This is a genomic window from Brevundimonas sp. ALps5 (genome assembly GCF_058681645.1).
This window is the reverse complement of sequence record NZ_CM178744.1, coordinates 2,944,663-2,965,817: the sequence shown is the minus strand read 5'-3', so window position 1 is coordinate 2,965,817 and position 21,155 is coordinate 2,944,663. Positions and strand designations below refer to the sequence as shown.

Below are 21,155 nucleotides of genomic sequence, written 5' to 3'. Positions count from 1 at the left end.
CATGCGCATCGCGGTCGCCTTCCTTCTCGCCCTTGCCGCCACGCCTGCGCTGGCGGGTCCGGTCACCCTCAAGGCCCAGCCGGTCGACGACGACGGCCGCGTCACCCTGGGCGATATCTTCGAGGGCGCGGGCACGGCGGCGAACGTCGTCGTCGGCACGCGCGTCGGCCCCTCGATCGTCTTCGAGGCGGGCCAGCTTCAGACCCAGGCCCTGCGCGCCGGACTGCAATGGACCAACCCGCAGGGGCTGAACCGCGTCGTCGTCCGTCAGGGCTCGGCCTCGCCCGCGGTCCTGACCCCCGCCTCGACCGGCGCGGCCGCGTCCAGCGCTACCGCCACGGCGAGCCACCCCGGGGCCACGGTCGATGTCCTGACCTACGCCCGCAACCTCAACACCGGCGACATCGTCCAGCCCGAGGACGTCGTCTGGACCAGTCTTCAGGCCCATATGGCCCCGGCCGGCGGTCCCCAGGACGCCGATCAGGTCATCGGCCTGACCGCCAAACGTCCCTTGCGCGCTGGCGCCCCGGTCTCCTCGCGCGATCTGGCCGCGCCCCAGGTCATCGCCCGCAACGACATGGTCGAGGTCGCCTATATCGTCGGCGGCGTGAAGCTGACGATCACCGGCCGGGCCACGCGCAACGCCGCCGTCGGCGAGGCCGTGCCCATCCTCAACACCACCTCCAACCGCACCATCGACGCCGTCGCCGTGGGTCCGGGTCAGGCCGTCGCCGGCCCGGCCGCCCAGGCCGCCCGCGCCAATCCCCAACAGTTCGCCGCTCGCTAGGAGCCTCCCCTCATGCGTACCGCCCTGATCCTGCCCGCCTCCGCCGTTCTCGCCGCCGCCGCCCTGTCTCTCGGCGCCTGCTCCACCGCCGTGGAGGCTGTGCGCGGCCCCCAACTGGCTCCGATCGGCTACCCGGCCGCCCTGGTGCCGACCAGTCAGGCCTATCTGCCCTCGCCCGAGGAACAGGCCGCCCTGCGCGCCCGCCAGAACGGCGCCATGGCCGCCAGCGCCAACAGCCTGTGGCGCACCGGCGCCCGCACCTTCTTCGGCGACCAGCGCGCTCGCCGCGTCGGCGACATCCTGACCGTCTCGATCTCCATCGACGACAAGGCCCAGACCTCGAATTCGACCACCCGCACCCGGTCCAACGACGCCTCGGGCGGCGTGACCCATTTCTTCGGTCTCGAAAACAGCCTCGGCCGCGCCTTCCCGGGCGGCTTCGACCCGGCCAACATGGTCGGAACCCAGGGTCAGTCCAACGCGGCCGGCTCCGGCGCCGTCAATCGCTCTGAAAAGGTCAACCTGACCATCGCCGCCGTGGTCACCGAGGTCCTGTCGAACGGCAATCTGGTGATCCAGGGTCGGCAAGAAGTGCTCACCAACCGCGAGGTCCGCGAACTGACCGTCGCCGGCATCGTGCGCCCGGAAGATATTTCCTCGGCCAACACCATCAACCACACCCAGATCGCCGAGGCCCGCATCAGCTACGGCGGTCGCGGCGACATCAGCCGGGTCCAGGCGACGCCCGCCGCCCAGGCCCTGGTGGAGCGCTTCAGCCCATTTTAGGCGGCCTGGCGCGCGGTCGCGCTACGTGAGGCCAGCGAGTGGGCCTGCTGCGCGGTCGCGTCCCTTGAAGTCGAAATTGAGAAGGGGCCGCGCATCGCGCGGCCCCTTTTGCGTCAGTCGGCCTTGAGGCTTCGCCCCTCTCGATAGGCCGTCATGAAGGGAGCCGCGAGGATGGCCGTCGTCAGGGCCATGGCCAGGGACATGATGAGCAGAAGGCCGCCGACGACGATCGGGCCGACCGCCCCCGCCGCGCCGCCCGCGCCCGCCAGCCAGACCGGCAGGGCGACGATGCCGAGCAACAGCAGGACGACGAAGGCCATGAAGCCGGCGATGATGGCCATGCCCAGCAGGGGCCAGAACAGGCCGGCGGTCGCCTGCCATGCGGCCTTGAGGTCGATCTTGCCTTGCGTGAAGGCCGCCGGAACGACCAGGACCAGGCGCACCGACAGATAGATGCTGATGACCAGGCCCACGAACTCGATCAGCAGGGCCAGGATCGGAACTCCGCCGGCGGACGCCAGGGTGGCCAGCAGTTCGCCGCCCTGGCTGATGATCAGGGACACCAGGGTGATGATGACCTGGGCGCCGAGGACCCGCAGTTCGTCGCGCCCCAGACGCAGGAAGCCGAACCGGTCGCCGCCCGACTGGTTCATGGCGCGATAGATGGCCGGCAGCATGATGGACTGCAGCACCAGACTGACCGGAACCGTCGCCAGGGCCGCATACTGGAACTGGGTCTGCATCGCCGCGGACGGTTCCGCGGTTCCGCCCGAAGTCATGATCGCCTGGAACTCGCCGGCGACCGGACCGAGGATGGGCGCCACGATGGCCACCATGGCGATCAGCCCGACCAGCCACACCAGGGCCCAGGCGACGACCGCCATGGGATGATGCCGGGTCACCCTGAAGCCTTCGAAGGCGGCTTCCGTTGCCGAAAAACTCATCGGTTCACTCCTGGCGATTCCCTTGCAGGCCGCTCATAGCGCGCGGTCGGGACGGCGTCGCCCTTCTTTCAAAGACTTGAAGTCGGTTCGGTTTCCATTGAGCTGGGTCTGGCGGGCCGGGTCGGGTCACTGCCAGACCCCCAGAAGCTCGTGGGTTTCCAGCCGCCGATAGGCCGCGCCCAGGAAGGCGCTGGTCAGGGGCCACTGGATCGCGACCAGCGTCAGGATCGCCACCGCACCCGCCGCCTTGCCGCCCAGAACCCCCGCGGCGACCAGACCCAGCCAGATCAGCCCCGGAACCGCGCAGGCGATCAGCCCGGCCAGCAGCGGCAGGATCGCCCGGTTGGTCAGACCCGTCGCCGTCAGCGAAATCATCTGCCCCCGCCCCACGGTCGCGGGCGCATAGAGGCTCAGACGGACGGCGAACAGGATCGGCGCCCCCAGCACCACCAGCGCCACCCCTGTCAGCAGGACCAGCTTCCACGCCGGACCGACGGCGGCCCAGTCGCGCGCCTTGACCGCCTCGGCGTTCAGCCCGGCGCCACCAAACAGGGCCAGGGCCACGAGGAACAGCAGGGCCAGCATGATCGCCATGAACAGGGCGCACAGCAGGGTCGCCCCCGCCAGCCGCGCCTCGGGCCTGCCCAGTTGCAGCCCGCCGGGACGCAGGCCCGCGCGTCGCGCCGCCTCCAGATCGCCCGCCGTCCCGATCCGCGTCGTGGCCCCGAAAGCCGACAGGCCAGCGATCAGTGTGAGAAGCAGCAGCAACAGCCCAGCCCCCTGCGGCAGGCGCAGCAGGATCACGGCCAGGGCCAGGACAGCCGTCAGGGCCAGCACCGGACCGGCGCCGCGCGCCATCTCGCCCATCCGCCCCACCGCCTCGGTCAGGACCTCGATCAGGTCCAACCGTTTCCTCGCAGGCGATTGCGCCATTCATTCCCCCGTCTTCGCCGCCACTCTAGCGCCTGCCGCGCGTCCGCGACCAGACGAATGCTGACGAACCGGTCCGGGGGCTCTAGAAGGCCCGCCATGACTTCTTCTTCCGACATCAAGCCTGTTCACGTCATCGGCGGAGGCCTCGCCGGCTCCGAGGCCACATGGCAGATCGCCTCGGCGGGCGTGCCCGTCATCCTGCATGAGATGCGCGGCGTCCCGGGCGTGAAGACCGACGCCCACCACACCGATGGTCTGGCCGAGCTGGTCTGCTCCAACTCCTTCCGCTCCGACGACTGGGAGCACAACGCCGTCGGCCTGCTGCACGCCGAGATGCGGGCGCTGGACTCGATCATCATGTCCTGCGGCGACGCCCATCAGGTCCCGGCGGGCGGCGCACTGGCCGTCGACCGCGACGGCTTCTCGCAGGCCGTCACCGCGAAGCTCGAAGCCCACCCTCTGGTCACCATTCAGCGCGAGGAGATCGCGGGCCTGCCGCCTGAGGACTGGGACAGCGTCGTGGTCGCCACCGGCCCCCTGACCTCCCCGGCCCTGGCCGACGCCATCCTCAAGCTGACCGGCGAGGAGAGCCTCAGCTTCTTTGACGCCATCGCCCCCATCGTCCACGCCGAGTCGATCGACTTCGACATCGCCTGGCGCCAGTCGCGCTACGACAAGGAAGGCCCGGGCGGGGACGCCGCCGCCTATGTCAACTGCCCGATGAACAAGGAGCAGTACGAGGCCTTCATCGACGCCCTGCTGAACGGCCCCAAGGCCGAGTTCAAGGAGTGGGAGAACGTCCCCTATTTCGACGGCTGCCTGCCCATCGAGGTCATGGCCGAACGCGGCCGCGAGACCCTGCGCCACGGCCCGATGAAGCCGGTCGGCCTGACCAACCCCCGCGACCCGCTGGTCAAGGCCCACGCCATCGTCCAGCTGCGTCAGGACAATGCGCTGGGCACCCTGTTCAACATCGTCGGCTTCCAGACCAAGCTGAAGCACGGGGCCCAGGCCGAGGTCTTCCGCATGATCCCGGGCCTGCAGGACGCCCAGTTCGCCCGCCTCGGCGGCCTGCACCGCAACACCTATCTGAACTCGCCCCACCTGCTGGACCGCCAGCTGCGCATGAAGTCCATGCCACGCCTGCGCTTCGCCGGTCAGGTGACCGGGGTTGAGGGCTATGTCGAAAGCGCCGCCACGGGCCTGCTGGCCGGCCGCCTCGCCGCCGCCGAACGCCTCGGGAAGCCCCTCGACGCCCCCGCGGCCCACACGGCCCTGGGAGCCCTGGTCGAGCACATCACCGGCGGCCATCTGGATGGCGCCAAGTTCCAGCCGATGAACATCAACTACGGCCTGCTGCCGCCGCTGGAAGCGCCCAAGGTGGATGATGAGGGCAAGAAGATCCCGCTCAAGGAACGCGGCCGCGCCAAGAAGCGTCTGATGAGCATCCGCGCTCTGGAGGCGCTCAAGGCCTGGCGGGACGCAGCCGCCGCCTGAGCGCCCACCGCCCTGAGGATGTGACCATGTCCCTGCCCGCCCCCTGCCCGGACTTCGACTTCCAGATCGGGCGGTGGAGCGTCAAGCACCGGCGCCTGCGCGAGCGGCTAACGGGCTGCACCGACTGGGACGCGTTCGACGGCGCCTGCGAGATGCGGACGGTGCTGGGCGGCGACGGCAATATCGAGGACAATGTCCTGCATTTCCCGAGCGGAACGGTCCGCGCCATCGCGATCCGCTCTTACGATCCGGCGGCGCAAGCCTGGGCCATCTGGTGGCTGGCCTCCAACGATCCGCATCGCATGGACGTGCCCGTGGTCGGCCGGTTCGAGGACGGCGACGGGACCTTCCTCGCCGAGGACATGCTGGACGGCCGGCCGATCCTGACCCGCTTCCTCTGGCTGAACACCCGGACGGACACGCCCCGGTGGGAGCAGGCGATGTCGGCCGACGGCGGAGCCAGCTGGGAAACCAACTGGACCATGGATTTCACGCGGGCCTGAAGGCGTCTGGCGGGATGCGGCCTGATCAGGACTACAACTCATCGTGGACAGGATGCCCCGTGGTCAGCGCCTGATTGCCGAGCTACGAACCCGAATGCCCTCTCCGTCCGAAACCGTGAAGATCGCCATCCGGCGGCGCATCAACGAGCTGTTCAACGACTATGAGCGTGGCGAGCGCCCCGCCCTGCGCCGCGTCGACGCCCTGTTCCCGACCGACTCCATGGCCTGGCGGGTCAACGGCGACATCGTCACCATGATGATCGGCGGGGTCTCGGGCCTGCTGCTGCAGATGCTGCATCCGGCGGTGCTGGCGGGCGTCTGGGACCATTCCGACTTCCGCGCCGACATGCATGGGCGGCTCCGGCGCACGGCCAAGTTTATCGCCGTCACCACCTATGACCACGCCGTCGCGGGCAATGCCGCCATCGACAAGGTCCGGCGCATTCACGACAAGCTGGGCGGGACCCTGCCCGACGGCACGCCCTATCGCGTCAGCGACCCGGCCCTGCTGGCCTGGGTGCATGTGACCGAGACCATCAGCTTCCTCGACAGCTGGGTCCGCTATGCCGAGCCGACCATGTCCGCCGCCGATCAGGACGCCTATCTGGCCGAGATGGCGCGCATCGGCCGGGCCCTGGGCGCCGATCCGGTCCCGACCAATCGCGTCGAGGCAGAGGCCCTGATCCAGTCGATGCGCCCGCAGCTGAAGGCCGACGCCCGCACGACCGAGGTCGCCGCCCTCGTCATGCGCCAGAAGGTCGGTGGCCTCTTCGAGGACATCTCCGCCGATCTGATCATGCAATGCGGCGCCGACCTTCTGCCCGACTGGGCGCGCGAGATGCACGGCCTGCCCAGAGCCTCGGCCGTCGCCAGGGCCGGGGCACGCACCATGCAGCGCACCCTCGACTGGACCTACACCGGCTCGCCCAACCGCCAGGTCTGGCCGCCGGAAGTCCTGGTCTGGCCCACGGGAGGGCCGCGCTAGATCCGGCCCCTGAGGCTGGCCCACAGCAGCTTCAGTCGCTTCGTCCCCTCGCCGCGCTCGGCGCCCGACAGTGTCGCATGGGCGACCGCCGGAAAGGCCGCCGTGGGCAGGCCTTTCAGCCCCGAATTGGCCGCGCCGCGCAGGGCCTTCGCCTCCGCCGCCCGCCCGACCTGGGTCAACCCCCGGACGCGCCCCGCCTCGGCTACGGCGGCGTCATGGCTCTCGCCGGCCAGAATGCGCACCGCCGCCTGCATCGGGCCGACATAGAAGGCGTCCAGATCGTGCGGCTCGCCGTGCACCCGACCGACGTGGGCCTCGATCAGGGCGTCGAAGGGCGCGCGCTCCAGTGGCCTGCGCCCCGCCGCCGCCGTCAGGGCCTCCAGGACCGGATGCCCCTTCCTTGGCTCGCCCGCGAACACCCCGTCCATCTGGTCGCGCCACCAGACGTAGCGCATCTCGGCCAGCATCGGCTGGGTCACCCGCGTCGGGATGGTCAGAAGCTCGGCCTCGAAGGCGTACAGGGCGATCAGGTCGGCGCGCGCCTCCGTGTCGCCGACGAACCGGCTGGACAGCCAGCGGTCCGGATCGGCGGCCCGCACCTGGGCGTCGAGATCGGTCTCGCTCACGACGACGCCGTCATCGTCGTCAGCTGAACAGCGGCTGCAGGGCCAGATAGGTCAGCATCGGGACGCTGAGCAGCAGATTGACGCGGGTGGCCAGCATGGCGACGCGCGCCGCCTTGGCCTTCGTATCCTCGTCGTGCTCGACCGCGCCTTGGCCGATGCTCAGCGCCCGCCTCTGGTTCGGCCAGATCACCGCCCAGGTGTTCAGGAACATGATCAGCGCCAGCCAGGCGCCGACGCCCATCAAGGCATAGGCCTGATCACCGGGTTCGAAGCCGCGATGGAAGCCGAAGCTCATGATCTCGACCAGATAGGTGCCGGCGCGGGCGACCATGGCGGCGGCCCCGAAGATCACCGTCGCCAGCGACGCCCAACGCACCCAGAACAGGGCTTCGGGCGTGATGTACAGATTGACGATCGCCTTCTGCTCGGCCGGGATCTGCGACCAGACGCGGAACTGCACGGCGTTGAAATAGCAGAGCAGGCCCAGCCAAAGCAGGCCGGACACGCCCAGACCCCAGTTCATGACCGCGCGCAGGAACTCCCGGTCGAAGCCGCGCGGCGTCACGAAGCCGGCGGCGACCAGCAACAGGGCCGCCAGGAAGAGGCCGAGGATGACGGTATTGCGGAAATTGCTCAGCAGTCCGGCCATGCGACCGCCCTCCCCCGGGTAATGAGTCGTCTGGCGTCAGACATACCTCTCCCTCCCCGCGAGGGGGAGGAAAAGATGGTCAATCACGGCCGGCTGGCCATGCCCAGTTTGACCGGCTTGACGTCCTCGTTGAGCTCGCCGCGCTTGACGCCCCACAGCAGGATGATCGGCGCCCCGACATAGATCGAGGAATAGGTGCCGATGATGATCCCGAACATCAGGGCGATGGAGAAGCCGCGCAGGGCCTCGCCGCCGAAGATGGCCAACGCTGCCAGAACCAGCACCGCGGTCACGCCGGTGATGATGGTCCGGGTCAGGGTCTCGTTCAGCGACAGGTCGATCACGTCGCGCAGCGGCAGGGTCTTGTACTTGCGCAGGTTCTCGCGAAGGCGGTCGAAGACGACGACGGTGTCGTTCATCGAATAGCCGATGACGGTCAGGATGGCCGCGACCATGTTCAGGCTGAACTCGAGACGCAGCAGGACGATCAGGCCGAAGGTCAGGATCACGTCGTGCAGCAGGCCGGCGACGGCGCCGAAGCCGAACTGCGGCTCGAACCGGAACCAGATGTAGGCGAACATCAGGGCGATGGCGACGCCCAGGGCCAGCAGGCCCGAGGTGAACAGCTCGCCCGAGACCTTGGAGCCGACGACGCTGACGCCCGAATAGGCCACCTGGCCGGTGGCGGCGGTGATGGCCGTCTCGACCTCATTGACCACCTGGGTCTGGTCCTTGCCGTCCGGCACCTGGAACTTGACGATCGCGGTGGAGCCATCCTGGACGTTGGTGTCCAGACGCGCGATGCCCTGAACCTGGACGTCGCCGAGGCTCAGCTTGGATACGGCGTCGCGCACCTCTTCCAGCTGGATCACCTGGCCGGCGGGCTTGGACACTTCCAGCGACGCGCCGCCGCGGAAGTCGATGCCCATGTTCAGGCCCGGAACGAAGCAGCCGACGATGGAAGCGACGCACAGCACGACCGACAGGACGGCGGCGTAGCGGGCGTATTTGACGAAGTGCAGATTGGTCTTCTGCGGCAGGACCTTGATCAGGGGCCACCAGGTCATCGGACAGTCTCCGCGTCGGCGATCGGCAGTTTCTTGGGCTTGGCGACCTTCAGCCAGTAGGCCAGCAGCACCTGGGCCACGAGCACCGAAGAGAAGACCGAGGTGAACACCCCGATGGTCAGGGTCCAGGCGAAGCCGCGCACCGGGCCGGCGCCGAAGATGAACATGATGGCAGCGGCGACCAGGGTGGTCAGGTTGGCGTCGACGATGGTGCCCATGGCCTTGTTGAAGCCGGCGTCCATGGAGGCGATGACCGACCGGCCCGCCCGGGCTTCGTCACGCATCCGCTCATAGATCAGCACGTTGGCGTCGACGGCCACGGCGAAGGTCAGCACAAGCCCCGCGATCCCCGGCAGGGTCAGCGACGCCTGGGTCAGGGACATGGCAGCGATGATCAACAGGCCGTTCAGGAGCAGGCCGATCACCGACACCCCGCCGAACAGCAGGCCATAGGCGCCCAGCATGAAGATCACGATGATGGCGAAGCCGATGATCGTGGAGACCTTGCCCTTCTGGACCGCGTCGGCGCCCAGTTCGGCGGTGACGGTCCGGCGTTCCTCGACCTTCAGCGGGGCCGGCAGGGCGCCGCCGTTGAGCAGGTTGACCATCTCGGACGCCTCGGCGATCGAGAAGCGGCCCTGGATGATGCCCGAGCCGTTCGGAATGGTGGAGTTGATGCGCGGGGCCGAGATGACCTTGCCGTCCAGGATGATGGCGAAGCGCTTGCCGATGTTCTCGCTGGCGGTGGCCTGGGCGAAGCGCTGGGCGCCGACCCCGTCGAAGCGGAAGCCGATGGCGGTCTGGCCGTTCTGGTCGGTGGTCACGTCGGCGTGGGTCAGCTGTTCGCCGGACACCAGGACGCGGCGCTTGATCAGGATCGGGGTGACCCCGTCCTCGTCCATCATCAGGACGGCGTCGGGCGGCACGGCGCCGGCGACGGCCTGCTGGACCGAGTTTTCGCTGTCGACCATCTGGAAGGTCAGCTGGGCCGTCTGGCCGATGACGCGTTCCAGGGCGGCGGGATCGCTCTCGCCCGGGGCCTGGACCACGATGCGGTTCGAGCCCTGACGGGTGATCGCGGGCTCCTTGGTGCCCAGGCTATCGATCCGGCGGCGCACGACCTCGATCGACTGGTCGACGGCGGTGGCGCCCATGCTGTCCAGCGTCTGCTGGGTGAAGGCGAAGCGCAGACGGCCATTGCCCTCGCGGGTCACGGCGCGCTCGACGACGCCCTGCTGGTTCGCCCCGCCGACGAGGCGACGCAGGGCCTGATAGGCGGCTTCGTTCTGGCTCTGATCGGCCAGGGTGATGACCACCCCACCCTCTTCACGCTGGGTCGAGGCCACGTTGATCCCGGAGTCGCGCATCGTCACGCGGACGTCCTCGGCCAGGTTGTCGACCCGCTTGGCGCGCATCGCCGGCACGTCGACTTCCAGCAGCAGATAGGAGCCGCCCTGCAGGTCGAGACCCAGGTTCAGCGCGCTCTTGGGCACGAAGCCCGGGAGCTTGGCCCGTTGTTCGGGCGTCAGGACGTTCGGGAACGCCAGCAGCAGCCCGAAGACGAGCGACAATGCGAGAAGAACGACCTTCCAGCGCGAAAGCTGAATCATGGGAATCGATTATCCGTTGCGGCGACGCGAGGCGTTCAGCCCTTGGAGATGGCTTTGGTGTCGTTTGCGGCGACGGCGGTGCGGTTGCGCACCTCGGCGATCATGCCCTTCACGACGCGAATGTTGACGCTCGGGGCGATCTCGACATTGACCTCGGCGTCTTCGACGCGGGTCACCTTGCCGATCACGCCGGACGACAGGACGACGGTGTCGCCGCGCTTCACGGCCGAGATCAGGGCCGCATGCTCCTTGGCCTTCTTCTGCTGCGGACGGATGAGCAGGAAGTAGAACATCACGAAGATCGCGACGAACGGCAGGAAGGTCACGACCTGGGCCATCAGGCCGCCAGCTTCACCAGTAGGCATATTCAATAGTCCCCGACGCGGGCGGGCCTCTGTCGGGCGCCCTTTGAAAACGAGGCGCGGAACCTAGGGCCGGTCGCCCCAAGATGCAACGCGACGTTTAAGCCAAGACGCCTTTGCTGCGTCAGCGCGGCAACACCGTCAGGGGATCGATGGCCACCGGCTCGTCGCCCTGCATGCGCCGGGTCTCGAAATGCATCGACGGACGGCCGTCGCCGGCGGTCAGGCCGACGGTGCCGATCTGCTGACCGGCGCGCACATCGGCGCCGTCCTCGACCGTCGCGGAACCCAGGTGGCCGTAGACAGTGCGCCAGCCGTCGCGGTGGACGATCAGCACCGTCAGCCCCTGCCCGACCAGGGCGTCGCCGACATAGGCCACGCGTCCGGCGGCCGAGGCGACCACGGGGGCGCCGGCCGAGGCGCCGATGTTCACCCCATTGTTGCGCTCGCCCATGCTGACCGGGCCGAAGCGCCGCACGATGTCGCCGCGCACGGGCCATTGCAGGCCGATATTGCCCGCGACGGGCGCGGAGGGCGCCGTCGAAAGGGGAGCCTGGGCAGGGACCTGGGCCGGCGGACGGATCGGACCGGTCGGGACCGGCGTCACGGGCGGGCGGGCCGGCGGCAAGGCGGCGTTGCCCGCGGGCGGGGTCGGCGGCGGCGGCACGGCGCCCGCGCGCGGCACCGTCACCCCGACCGGCGCGGGACCGGTGGCGTAGGGGTCAGGACCGGTGTCGACGGCGTTGTCGGGCAGGACGATGCGCTGGCCGCTGTTGATCTGGGCGCGCGGCCCGAGGTCGTTCAGGTCGATCAAGGTCTGGACCGGGGTCTGGAACCGCCGCCCAACGCCCGAAATCGTATCCCCCGGCTGGATCACATAGGCGACCGCCCCGCCCGTCACCGGCGCCCGCGGCGTGCCGGGCGGATTGTAGGTCGGCGGGCTGTAGTTCGGCTCAGGCAGGGTCGAGCTCGGATAGTTGTTGCTGGGCTGCGAGGGCCGGCCGGGCGCCGTCGCCGGGCCGCCGTTCAGCGAACTGGTCACCGCCGCAGGCGGCAGGCCGCCGCCGTCGATGCTCTCGATCGGCGCCCGCGCGGGCGGCGGCGCCTCATTGGCGACCACGGCGCCCGGATAGGGCTGGCCCGGCTGTCCCGGATAGACGGGGGCGTTTGGATAGGGATTGGCGGTCGGCGGCACATTGGCCACCGCGTGCGGCTGGTCGGCGCGCGTCGAATAGCGGGGCTCGGTCGGATAGCTGGCGCAGGCCGTTACCGTCAGGGCCGCGCCCGCGACCACCAGACCCCGGGTCCAGCCGCTCATTCCGCTCATCGCGCTCTCCTGAAGTTCTGGTCTCGAATCCCGACCAGATGTGCCCCGCCGTTCACCATAAGCCAAGCCGCCAAACCCGGCGAAAGTGGGGAGCGAAGGTTAATGGCGGGGAGAAAGCGTCACCCCTCCTTCGCCGTCCCCTCGACCAGGGGCACGAACCGCACCTCGCGCAGGCTTTCGCGGTGGAAGCTGCCGTCGGGCTGGCCGGTGTAGCGGTGCAGCATCTGGACCGAGGTCCGGCCCACGGGGCAGACCAGAATCCCGCCCGGTTTCAGCTGCTTGAGCAGTTCGGTCGGCTCGGTCGGAGAGGCCGCCGTGACCATGATCCGGTCGAAGGGCGCCTGCTGCGGCCAGCCCAGGCCGCCGTCGGAGTGCTGGGTGATGACGTTGTCGATCTCGAGCTGGCGCAGCTTGGCCTCGGCCTCGACCAGCAGGCTGCGGTAGCGTTCAACGGTATAGACATACCGCGCCAGCCGGCTCAGCACCGCGCACTGGTATCCGCTGCCCGTGCCGATCTCCAGCACCCGGTGGCGCGGCTGGACGTCCAGCGCCTGGGTCATCAGGCCGACGATATAGGGCTGGGAAATCGTCTGGGCGCAGTCGATCGGCAGGGCCTGGTCCTCCCAGGCCTGATCGAGGAATTTCTCGTGCACGAAGACGGCGCGGTCGATGGACTCCATCGCCCCCAGCACGCGCGGATCCGTCACCCCCTGCTGACGCAGGCTCAGGATCAGTCGGCCCGCGCGGTCGTCCCTCAGGTTCATTCGGCCGCCAGAACCTTCGGCGGCACCCCGCCCAGCACGCCCTTCAGGTCGTTGACGCTGGCGCGGTGGGTCAGGTCGATGTGCAGGGGGGTGACGGAGATCTTCCCGTCGTCCATGGCGCGCAGGTCGGTGCCCGGCGCATGGTCCTGTTTCGCGCCCCGGAAGCTCATCCAATAGTAGTCGCGGCCGCGCAGGTCGGTGCGTTTGACCGGATGCATCTCGCCGATCTGGCGGAAGCCCTGGACGGTGACCTCGACCTCGGTCACCTGCTCCGGCGGACGCGCCGGGAAGTTCAGGTTCATCACCACGCCCGGCCGCCACTCCTGGGCCAGCAGGGTGGAGATGATGGCCGGGGCGAAGGCCTCACAGGTCTCCCAGTGGGCCGTGACCTCGTCATGGAACCGGTCCAGAGACTGGGACAGGGCGATGGAGCGCACGCCGTAAGCCATGCCCTGCAGCGCCCCGGCGACGGTGCCGGAATAGGAGCAATCCTCCCCGACATTATGGCCGCGATTGACGCCCGACAGCACCAGATCGGGCTTCTGATCCATCAGGTCGAAGGCCAGGACCACGCAGTCGGTCGGGGTCCCCGTCACCGAAAACCGCTTGTCGCCCAGACGGTTGACACGCAGGGGCTCGGTCAGGGTGATGCCCCGGCCCTTGCCCGACTGCTCCGTCGCGGGCGCGACCACCCACACGTCGTCCGTGAACGTCCGCGCGATCCGCTCCAGAGCCGCCAGGCCCTCGGCCTCGATCCCGTCGTCGTTGGTCAGCAGTATCCTCATCCGCCGCGCAGCACCCGCACGCTGTCGGCCGCGATGACATAGTCGCCGCGGCATTCATTGGTGATCACCGAGCCGGCATGGCTCTGCGAGGTCGGGGCGTCACGGTCGGCCCAGGCCACGGCCTTGCCGGTGAAGGTCACCTTCTGGCCCGAGATGTCGGCCGACGACCGCTGCAGGTCGCGCGGCAGGGCGCCGGAAACGCAGGGGCGCGAGAAGGGCTGCGCCAGCGCGCGCTGCTCGGAATAGAGTTCGAACTCCCCGCCCGTCACCTTGACCCAGCCGGTGAAGCTGGTGGCGGACGGGTCGACGGCGTTCGACGACTGGGCGGTAGCGGCGCCCGCGAACACGGAGGCGGCGATCAGGGCGGCGGTGACGGCGATGCGGGTCATGGCTCAGGCTCCGATGTGGGTCAGACCACCCATATAGGGCTGCAGGGCGGCCGGGACAGCGATACGGCCGTCCTCGTCCTGATAGTTCTCCATGATGGCGACAAGAGTGCGACCGACGGCCAGACCCGAGCCGTTCAGCGTATGGACGAACTCGGTCTTCTTCTCGCCCGCGCGCTTGAACCGGGCGTCCATGCGCCGCGCCTGGAAGTCCCCGCAGTTGGAGCAGGAGCTGATCTCGCGATAGGTGTCCTGCGACGGCAGCCAGACCTCGAGGTCGAACGTCTTGCGGGCCGTGAAGCCCATGTCGCCCTTGCACAGCAGCATCCGGCGATAGGGCAGCTCCAGCTTCTGCAGCACCGCCTCGGCGCAGCCGGTCATCCGCTCGTGCTCGGCGTCCGAGTCCTCGGGCCGGGTGATGGAGACCATCTCGACCTTGGTGAACTGGTGCTGGCGGATCAGGCCGCGCGTATCCCGCCCCGCCGACCCCGCCTCGGCCCGGAAACAGGGCGTCAGGGCGGTCAGGCGCATCGGCGTCGCGATCTCCGCCTCATCGAGGATCTGCTCGCGCACGAGGTTGGTCAGGGAGACTTCGGCGGTGGGGATGAGGTAGCGGCGATCCGCGGAACCGCTTTCCGGGAACCATTCCATGAAGTTCTGGTGGTCCCGGATCGACAACTCCAGCAGTTGCTTTGCGTACCCATCGATCCGGTCGAAACCCATCCGGACGCGCTCGTCGGCTGTCAGCGCCTTTGTCGCCGCCAGATACACGCCGATAAAATCGTCGCTCGTCTTCGACATGGACAGGTACATGCGGCTCGCCAGGGACAAGGCCTCCTGGTCTGACCCGGTGCTGAACAGGTCCTCCTCGAATTTCGGCAGCTGTCCCGTACCGAACATCGCGTCCCCCTTCACGAGGTACGGCGGATTGACCTCCAGATAACCGTGCTGGTCCGTCTGGACGTCCAGCATGAACTGGCCGACGGCGCGTTCCAGCCGGGCCAGCTGGCCCTTGAGCACGGCGAAACGCGCGCCCGACATGCGGGCGGCGGCCTCGAAGTCCAGCATCTTCAGGGCCTCGCCGAGGTCGGCGTGGTCCTTCTTCGGCCCCGTGCGGCGCGGCTCGCCCCACTTGGAGACCTCGACGTTTCCGGCCTCGTCCTCGCCGTCCGGCACGCCCTCGGCCGCCAGGTTCTGCTCGCGGGCCAGGATGTCGCGCAGCTTCGCCCCGACCGTCTTCTCGGTCTCTTCGAACTTGGCGATCTCGCCCTTCAGGGTCTCGACCTCGGCCTTCAGCCGGTCGGCCTCGGCCACGTCCTTCCTGCCCATGGCGGCGCCGATCAGCTTCGAAGCGGCATTGCGCTTCGCCAGCGCCTCCTGCCCGGCCGTCTGGGCCGCGCGCAGCTCGACGTCCAGCTTCAGGATCTCGGCGACGATCTCCGCGGCATTGTCCACGCCGCGCGACGACCAGCCGGCCACATAGGCGTCCGGATTGTCGCGAAGGGCTCGGATATCATGCATGGCGGCGTCGTTTCAGCTTCGGCGTTTTGGGAAGGCTACGCCTTACCGCCCCCGACGGAGTCGGGCAAACCCCCGAAAGCGATCCTCCCCGTTGCTCTTGCAATGGGGAGGGGGACCGCGAAGCGGTGGAGGGGCCGAAGCGCATGCAGTCCTTTCACCTAAATGCACTCATTGCGAGAATATTCGATCAACCCTAAGATCGCCCCATGCCGCCCGAGCCGATCACCTACCGGCGCGCCGCCTTCATGCGTCGGCATCTGACGCAACCGGAAGCGCGTCTGTGGGCGGCTCTCAAGGGCCAGAAGCTTCAGGGTCTCCGTTTCCGACGCCAGCATCCGGTCGGCCCCTACATCCTCGATTTCTACTGCGCCTCGGCGAAGCTGGGCATCGAGATCGATGGCGCCGTCCATGATGATCCCGATCAGATGGCTCATGATCGGCGAAGAACAGCTTGGTTGGCGGAAAGGGGGATCCGGCTGATCCGCTTTCAGGCGGCGTCGGTGCGGGACAATCTCGACGGGGTGGTAGCCGGGATATTGGCGGAGATCGGCGGGCGCTGACTAATAAGCTCCACGCGGTCAGCCCCTCCACCGCTTCGCGGTCCCCCTCCCCGCCGCGCGGGGAGGATCGTTGGCAACCGGCCTCTTGTCTCAACGTTAACCGCACCCGTTCATGATGGTGGGCCTAGCGTCGCGTTCGTCTCAACACATATCGGTTCCATGGCCCCTCGCCGTCAGACCCCGCGCCCCGACACGCTTGAAGCCGCCCTGGCGCGCGTCTTCGACGATCGCAACACAAAGGCCAGCTGGTTCGCCCTGACCGGCGGCGAGCCCCTGTTCACGGCGGGGGAGGAGGCCGACAGCCTGTATCTGCTGCGCTCTGGCCGGCTCGGCGTCTTCCGGCGCGAGGAAGGCCAGCTGCCGCATTTCGTCGGCGTCGTTCGCCCCGGCGAGCCCGTCGGCGAAATGGCCCTGATCGCAGGCACGCCCCACACCGCCGACGTCGTGGCCCTGAGGGATTCCGAGATCCTCGCCCTGCCCCGCGAGGCCTTCTTCGACGCGGTGAAGACCCAGCCCGACGTCATGATCGAGCTGTCGCGGCTGATGCTGCACCGGGCCCGTGAGCGCACCACGGGGGCGACCGAGCCCAGCGTCTTCGGCTTCATCTCGGCCCGGCACCGCCCGATCCGCGCCTTCGTCGAACGCGTCGCCGCCGCCATCGAGGCGCAAGGGTCGACCTGCCAGGTCATCGACCATTCCGCCCTTTCGTCCGCCTCGGAGTGGTTCTCCCGCGTCGAGGACAGCCACGACTACGTCCTCTATGTCGCCGAACAGGACGAGCCCAACTGGGCCTCCCTCTGCGCGCGTCAGGTCGACCGGCTGTTCATCGTCGGCAACGCCCTGACCGCCCCGCCGCGCTCCATCCCGACCCGCGACCTCGGCGGCGGGCACCAGTTCACCGACCTGATCCTGCTGCGCGACCCGCGCATGCCGCGCCCGGCCAACACCGCCGTCTGGCTGGATGCGCTGGAGCCCGGCCGCTGGTTCCACGCCACCGAGGGCGACGCCGCCGACGCCGAACGCATCGCCCGGGTCGTGACCGGCACCTCCGTCGGTCTGGTCCTGTCGGGCGGCGGCGCCCGCGCCTATGCCCATATCGGCGTCGTCAGGGCCCTGCATGAGGCCGGCGTCACCCTCGACTTCCTCGGCGGCTCCTCCATGGGCGCGGTGGTCGCCGCCGGCCCGGCCCTGGGCTGGAGCGACGACGAGCTGGACGCCCGTATCCGCAAGGCCTTCGTCAAGTCAGATCCCCTGTCGGACCTGGCCCTGCCCATCGTCGCCATGACCCGGGCGCGCAAGGTCGCGGGCCTGCTCAACGACGCCTACGGCGAGATTGACATCGCCGACATGCCCCTGCCCTTCTTCGCCGTCTCGTCCAACCTGACGACCGGCCGGATCGAGGTGCACCGTCGCGGCCTCCTGCGCCGGGCCATGCGCGCCTCCATCTCCATTCCCGGGGTCATGCCGCCCGTGGTCATGGACGGTCAGGTCCTGGTCGACGGGGCGGTGATCAAGAACTTCCCGACCGACGTCATGCGCCAGCTCAACTCCGGCCCCATCATCGGGTCGGACATGTCCCAGACACGCGGCGTCGATCCCTCGGGGCTCGAGAACCCGCCGTCCTGGTGGAAATGGATCCTGTCGGGCGCCTGGAAGGCCGGGCCGCCGATCGTCTCCATCCTGATGCGGTCGGCGACCATCACCACGGACGCCGAGCTGGAGCGGTCGCGCGAGGACACGGACCTGCTGATCCTGCCCCAGCCGACCGGCGCCGACATTCGCGACTGGAAGATCTACGACCCCGTGGTCGCGGCCGGCCATGCGGCGGCGGCGGCGGCCTTGGCGACCCTGGACGGACCCATCCCCACGCTGCGCAAGCGTCGGGCGGCGGCCCTTGTCGGTGATGACGTCTCTTCGCCCGAGCCGGAGGCCGAGGCCGTCCCGGCGCCGACCGGCAAGCGGCGCGCCCTGTTTCCGGTCAAGGCCAAGGCCTGATCCGGGCGCCTGATCCGGGGGCCTGATCCGGGCTTCATGTCCCCATCGGGCGCGGCGTCGCGAAACCTCGGGCCGGAGGCGGGATCCGCAGCCGCCCCGCTCAGGTGTGAAGCCGCCACGGGCGACCCCCGGCCAGGACTGACAGGCTGACGATGTGAGGAATTTCGCACCGGCGTCTCGACCCGACTTCGGGGGACGCAAAGGGCGATGGTACCACCTCTCAGGCTTGAACTGAGGACCTCCGGTTCCACAAACCGGCGCTCTAACCAACTGAGCTAAGGTGGCGCATCGATGCGGCGAACCGCGCGAGGGGCGTTCTCTAGCGGCGGTCCGTCCGCCGATCAAGCGCACAATGCGCCGATCCACACCAACCGCACAAAGAAAAACGCCCCGGAGTTTCCTCCGGGGCGTCTGACCTTGGTTTCGGTCTGCCTTAGTCGGGCAGGCGGAACGACGTACCGAACCGCACCTTGCCGCCGGTGGCGACCCCGTCGACCGAGCGGGGCGACAGGCGGGCGCGGCGGGCCGCGGAGAGGGCTGCGGCGCCGAAGCCCGCACCAGCCGGGGTTTCCGAGATGATCGTACAGGCCGTGACCGAACCGTTCGCGTTCACGGTGCACTCCAGCTCGACACGGCCGCTTTCGATGCCGCGCGAGATGGCCCGTTCCGGGAACTCACCGCGCGGGGCGGAAGTCCAGCTCGGGTTCGAGATCACCGCGGGCCGGGCCGGAGCCGGCGGAGCCGGAGGCGGCGGCGGACCGGGGACGATAACCGGAGGACCCGAATACTCGACGCGGTCTTCCTTCTTCGTCGGCTCGATCGGCAGGGTGATCGGCGGCGGCGGCGCGTTGGGCACCACGACCGGCGGGCGGACCTGGAGCTTCGGCGGCGGCGGGGTGTCCGGCGGCGGCGGCGGCGGCGGCGGAGGCGGAGGCGGAGGCGGAGGAACCAGGTCCACCTTCACCGCATCATCCTCGTAGGTCATCACCTTGTTCTCGAACTTGGTCCGTTGGACCCAGAGGAGAAGCGCGACGAACAGGAGGCAGACGACAGCCAGGGCAATCAGCCAGACAACGGGGTTGGCCTTCTTGCGCGGTGCGTCATACCGGCTGCGATGATACTCAACGGGAGTGTCTGTCATATGTTTCCCGTCCTACTTCGCTTTGTCTTCGCCGACGAGCGCGACACTGTAGAAGCCCGCGTCCTGGAGCGAGTTCATGGCGTGCATGAAGTCGCCGTAGCGGGTTTCCTGGTCGGCCCGGATGAAGATCCGTTCCTTGGTCGGGTCCCGACGGCCGATCTGGCTGTTCAGGTCCGAACCCAGGGTGTCGAAGCTGGACTCTCCGTCACCGATGTAGACCCGTCCGTCGGTGGTGATCGAGATGAACACCGGCTTGGGCGGGTTTGTCCCGGCCTTCACCTGGGAAAGAGGAAGTTTCACCTCCACCGACACAGTGGCGACCGAAGACGCCACCATGAAGATGATGAGCAGGACGAGCATGATATCAACGAAAGGCGTGACGTTGATGTCAGCGTTCTGCTCGACGTGATACTTACCGCCGCCCGGTCCTCCGAGTTTGGCGGCCATCCGTCTTACGCTCCCTTGTCGAGCTGACGCGAGACGGCGTTCAGCAGCTCAGCGGCGAAGCCATCCGAGCGGGTGCCGTAGGCCGAGATGCGGGTGTTGAAGTAGTTGTACATGACGACGGCCGGGATAGCGGCGAACAGGCCGATACCGGTGGCGAGCAGGGCTTCAGCGATACCCGGAGCAACCGAGGCCAGGTTGGTGGTGTTCGACTGAACGATACCGATGAAGGAGTTCATGATGCCGTAAACCGTACCGAACAGACCGACGAACGGGCCGATGGAGCCGGTCGAGGCCAGGAACTGCTGACCGCCCGAGAGACGCGAGGCCAGACCGGCTTGCACGGCCGAGACGGCGTGTTGGGCGCGGGCCAGAGCCGAGTCGCGGTGATCGCCGGTGACCGAGAGACCGGCCTGACGCGACAGCTGGATTTCCTCGGTGGCGGCGGCGGCCATGTCGGCCAGCGGGTTGCCTTCGTAGGCTTCGTCCGTCGCGACCTTGTGCATGTCGGCGATGGTGCGGGCGCCGCGGAACTCTTCCAGGAAGCGGTCCGTCTTGCGGTTCAGGCTGCCGAACTCGATCAGCTTGATGATCAGCAGGGTCCAGGAGAAGACCGAGGCCAGCAGCAGGCCGATCATGACGACCTTAACGACCGGGGTCGCCTGCATGAACATGGAGATCGGCGTGATGTTGCCGTGCGCGGCCGGGGCGGCTTCGTCAGCGGCGGCCGGAGCCGGAGCCGGGGCGGCGGCGGGAGCCGCGGCGGCCGGGGCGGCAGCAGCGGCCGGAGCCGCGGTTTCCTGCGCCAGGACCGGCGTGCTCGCCATGAGGACGGCGGCGCCGGCCATGGCGAGAAGGATGTTGGTTTTCTTCAGCATGTGTCGCCAGTTCCTGTTTCGGTCTTAGCTCTTGGACCCTGGAGCCAATCGCATGATGCGACCGCCCCTCCACAAATTCGGTTTTGTTCCACCGCCAGGCCGGAATGGCCGACGGCGGAACGCCTTCTATCACATCCGGTTGCCCCTAGGGGAACCTTCACGTGCCAAACGACCCCCGGACAGGTGTCCTCAGGCCGCTCGTTCGCTAACGCTTAAGAAAGGCGTCAAGCGTCTTTGGCGAACCGTTATCAGAGCGTCAAGGGCGCATTGGCGCTTTTCGCTCGTGAAGCGAATGCGACGTGCAAAACCCATATGCAGTGGGCGAAAGCGACATTTTGATGATGCCCGGAAGGCATCGTCCCATGCGCGCCGGACATCCCTCACGGCGATATCCGAATCCCGACGAAAACCGGTGGCGGTGAGCGACGCGATTAACAACCGGAGGAAAGACCGATGGAGCGATGGTGCCTGGGGGCGGATTCGAACCACCGACACGCGGATTTTCAATCCGCTGCTCTACCAACTGAGCTACCCAGGCGAACGCTTCCCGTTCGGGAGCGGGGTCTATAGGCGAGCCGATCCGGGGTGTCCAGCACTCGCTGAAA

Annotated in this window: 22 protein-coding genes and 2 tRNA genes; 7 read left to right on the top strand and 17 right to left on the bottom strand. The window is 68.5% G+C overall.

The window, feature by feature from the left end; translation table 11 throughout:
* The first annotated feature begins 1 nt into the window (after nucleotide 1).
* A complete protein-coding gene (gene flgA, locus ACW172_RS14060) occupies nucleotides 2-787 on the top strand; it encodes a flagellar basal body P-ring formation chaperone FlgA (RefSeq protein WP_492032059.1) in 786 nt (261 codons plus the stop codon).
* Between the two features lie 30 nt (nucleotides 788-817).
* Entirely contained in the window at nucleotides 818-1,573 is a 756-nt protein-coding gene (gene flgH / locus ACW172_RS14055; protein WP_492034984.1) for a flagellar basal body L-ring protein FlgH, read from the top strand.
* Between the two features lie 113 nt (nucleotides 1,574-1,686).
* Here the strand turns inward: flgH and ACW172_RS14050 are convergent, their stop codons facing one another.
* On the bottom strand, nucleotides 1,687-2,517 hold the full coding sequence (locus tag ACW172_RS14050) for a hypothetical protein (protein WP_492032058.1): 831 nt from the start codon (nucleotides 2,515-2,517) through the stop codon (nucleotides 1,687-1,689).
* 126 nt (nucleotides 2,518-2,643) lie between these two features.
* Nucleotides 2,644-3,450 carry a hypothetical protein gene (locus ACW172_RS14045; protein ID WP_492032057.1) on the bottom strand — a complete coding sequence of 269 codons (807 nt, stop codon included), beginning with the start codon at nucleotides 3,448-3,450 and terminating at the stop codon, nucleotides 2,644-2,646.
* 96 nt (nucleotides 3,451-3,546) lie between these two features.
* Here ACW172_RS14045 and trmFO point away from each other — a divergent pair, with 96 nt between their 5' ends.
* The 3 genes from trmFO to ACW172_RS14030 all read left to right on the top strand — a co-directional run bounded on the left by trmFO (nucleotide 3,547) and on the right by ACW172_RS14030 (nucleotide 6,435).
* Complete coding sequence (trmFO, locus tag ACW172_RS14040) at nucleotides 3,547-4,947, top strand: methylenetetrahydrofolate--tRNA-(uracil(54)-C(5))-methyltransferase (FADH(2)-oxidizing) TrmFO (RefSeq protein WP_492032056.1); 1,401 nt, start codon at nucleotides 3,547-3,549, stop codon at nucleotides 4,945-4,947.
* Nucleotides 4,948-4,973: 26 nt separating this feature from the next.
* Entirely contained in the window at nucleotides 4,974-5,450 is a 477-nt protein-coding gene (locus ACW172_RS14035) for a DUF1579 domain-containing protein (protein WP_492032055.1), read from the top strand.
* 94 nt (nucleotides 5,451-5,544) lie between these two features.
* The gene (locus ACW172_RS14030) at nucleotides 5,545-6,435 is read left to right on the top strand and encodes an oxygenase MpaB family protein (RefSeq protein ID WP_492032054.1); all 891 of its coding nucleotides are present in this window, start codon (nucleotides 5,545-5,547) and stop codon (nucleotides 6,433-6,435) included.
* Here the strand turns inward: ACW172_RS14030 and ACW172_RS14025 are convergent.
* From ACW172_RS14025 to serS, 10 genes are all read right to left on the bottom strand, one after another.
* Nucleotides 6,432-7,061: a squalene/phytoene synthase family protein gene (locus tag ACW172_RS14025; protein ID WP_492032053.1), complete on the bottom strand. Its 630-nt coding sequence runs from the start codon at nucleotides 7,059-7,061 to the stop codon at nucleotides 6,432-6,434. The genes ACW172_RS14030 and ACW172_RS14025 overlap by 4 nt on opposite strands.
* 19 nt (nucleotides 7,062-7,080) lie before the next feature.
* A complete protein-coding gene (locus ACW172_RS14020) occupies nucleotides 7,081-7,710 on the bottom strand; it encodes a hypothetical protein (RefSeq protein ID WP_492032052.1) in 630 nt (209 codons plus the stop codon).
* An 83-nt stretch (nucleotides 7,711-7,793) separates the two neighbouring features.
* Entirely contained in the window at nucleotides 7,794-8,777 is a 984-nt protein-coding gene (gene secF / locus ACW172_RS14015) for a protein translocase subunit SecF (RefSeq protein ID WP_492032051.1), read from the bottom strand.
* Nucleotides 8,774-10,387: a protein translocase subunit SecD gene (secD, locus tag ACW172_RS14010; RefSeq protein WP_492032050.1), complete on the bottom strand. Its 1,614-nt coding sequence runs from the start codon at nucleotides 10,385-10,387 to the stop codon at nucleotides 8,774-8,776. Before secD ends, secF begins: the two co-directional genes overlap by 4 nt.
* A 35-nt stretch (nucleotides 10,388-10,422) precedes the next feature.
* A complete protein-coding gene (yajC, locus tag ACW172_RS14005; RefSeq protein ID WP_492032049.1) occupies nucleotides 10,423-10,752 on the bottom strand; it encodes a preprotein translocase subunit YajC in 330 nt (109 codons plus the stop codon).
* Between the two features lie 121 nt (nucleotides 10,753-10,873).
* Nucleotides 10,874-12,076, bottom strand: coding sequence for a peptidoglycan DD-metalloendopeptidase family protein (locus ACW172_RS14000; protein WP_492032048.1), 1,203 nt, complete (start codon nucleotides 12,074-12,076; stop codon nucleotides 10,874-10,876).
* Nucleotides 12,077-12,195: 119 nt separating this feature from the next.
* A complete protein-coding gene (locus ACW172_RS13995) occupies nucleotides 12,196-12,840 on the bottom strand; it encodes a protein-L-isoaspartate(D-aspartate) O-methyltransferase (RefSeq protein WP_492032047.1) in 645 nt (214 codons plus the stop codon).
* Nucleotides 12,837-13,625 (bottom strand): 5'/3'-nucleotidase SurE, encoded by a 789-nt coding sequence (gene surE, locus ACW172_RS13990; RefSeq protein ID WP_492032046.1) that lies wholly within the window; start codon nucleotides 13,623-13,625, stop codon nucleotides 12,837-12,839. The genes ACW172_RS13995 and surE overlap by 4 nt, the downstream gene beginning before the upstream one ends.
* Nucleotides 13,622-14,014 (bottom strand): hypothetical protein, encoded by a 393-nt coding sequence (locus tag ACW172_RS13985; RefSeq protein WP_492032045.1) that lies wholly within the window; start codon nucleotides 14,012-14,014, stop codon nucleotides 13,622-13,624. Before ACW172_RS13985 ends, surE begins: the two co-directional genes overlap by 4 nt.
* Nucleotides 14,015-14,017: 3 nt before the next feature.
* On the bottom strand, nucleotides 14,018-15,532 hold the full coding sequence (serS, locus tag ACW172_RS13980; RefSeq protein WP_492032044.1) for a serine--tRNA ligase: 1,515 nt from the start codon (nucleotides 15,530-15,532) through the stop codon (nucleotides 14,018-14,020).
* Nucleotides 15,533-15,738: 206 nt separating this feature from the next.
* Between serS and ACW172_RS13975 the strand changes: the two genes are divergently transcribed.
* Together ACW172_RS13975 and ACW172_RS13970 are read left to right on the top strand one after the other, a co-directional pair.
* On the top strand, nucleotides 15,739-16,092 hold the full coding sequence (locus ACW172_RS13975) for an endonuclease domain-containing protein (protein WP_492032043.1): 354 nt from the start codon (nucleotides 15,739-15,741) through the stop codon (nucleotides 16,090-16,092).
* A 159-nt stretch (nucleotides 16,093-16,251) separates the two neighbouring features.
* Nucleotides 16,252-18,087: a patatin-like phospholipase family protein gene (locus ACW172_RS13970; RefSeq protein ID WP_492032042.1), complete on the top strand. Its 1,836-nt coding sequence runs from the start codon at nucleotides 16,252-16,254 to the stop codon at nucleotides 18,085-18,087.
* 208 nt (nucleotides 18,088-18,295) lie between these two features.
* Here ACW172_RS13970 and ACW172_RS13965 read toward each other — a convergent pair.
* From ACW172_RS13965 to ACW172_RS13945, 5 genes are all read right to left on the bottom strand, one after another.
* Nucleotides 18,296-18,372, bottom strand: a tRNA-His gene (locus ACW172_RS13965).
* Nucleotides 18,373-18,520: 148 nt separating this feature from the next.
* Nucleotides 18,521-19,228: a TonB family protein gene (locus ACW172_RS13960; protein ID WP_492032041.1), complete on the bottom strand. Its 708-nt coding sequence runs from the start codon at nucleotides 19,226-19,228 to the stop codon at nucleotides 18,521-18,523.
* A 12-nt stretch (nucleotides 19,229-19,240) separates the two neighbouring features.
* A complete protein-coding gene (locus tag ACW172_RS13955) occupies nucleotides 19,241-19,675 on the bottom strand; it encodes a biopolymer transporter ExbD (protein ID WP_492032040.1) in 435 nt (144 codons plus the stop codon).
* A 5-nt stretch (nucleotides 19,676-19,680) separates the two neighbouring features.
* Nucleotides 19,681-20,550: a MotA/TolQ/ExbB proton channel family protein gene (locus ACW172_RS13950; protein WP_492032039.1), complete on the bottom strand. Its 870-nt coding sequence runs from the start codon at nucleotides 20,548-20,550 to the stop codon at nucleotides 19,681-19,683.
* A gap of 462 nt (nucleotides 20,551-21,012) precedes the next feature.
* Nucleotides 21,013-21,088, bottom strand: a tRNA-Phe gene (locus tag ACW172_RS13945).
* Between the last annotated feature and the right edge of the window lie 67 nt (nucleotides 21,089-21,155).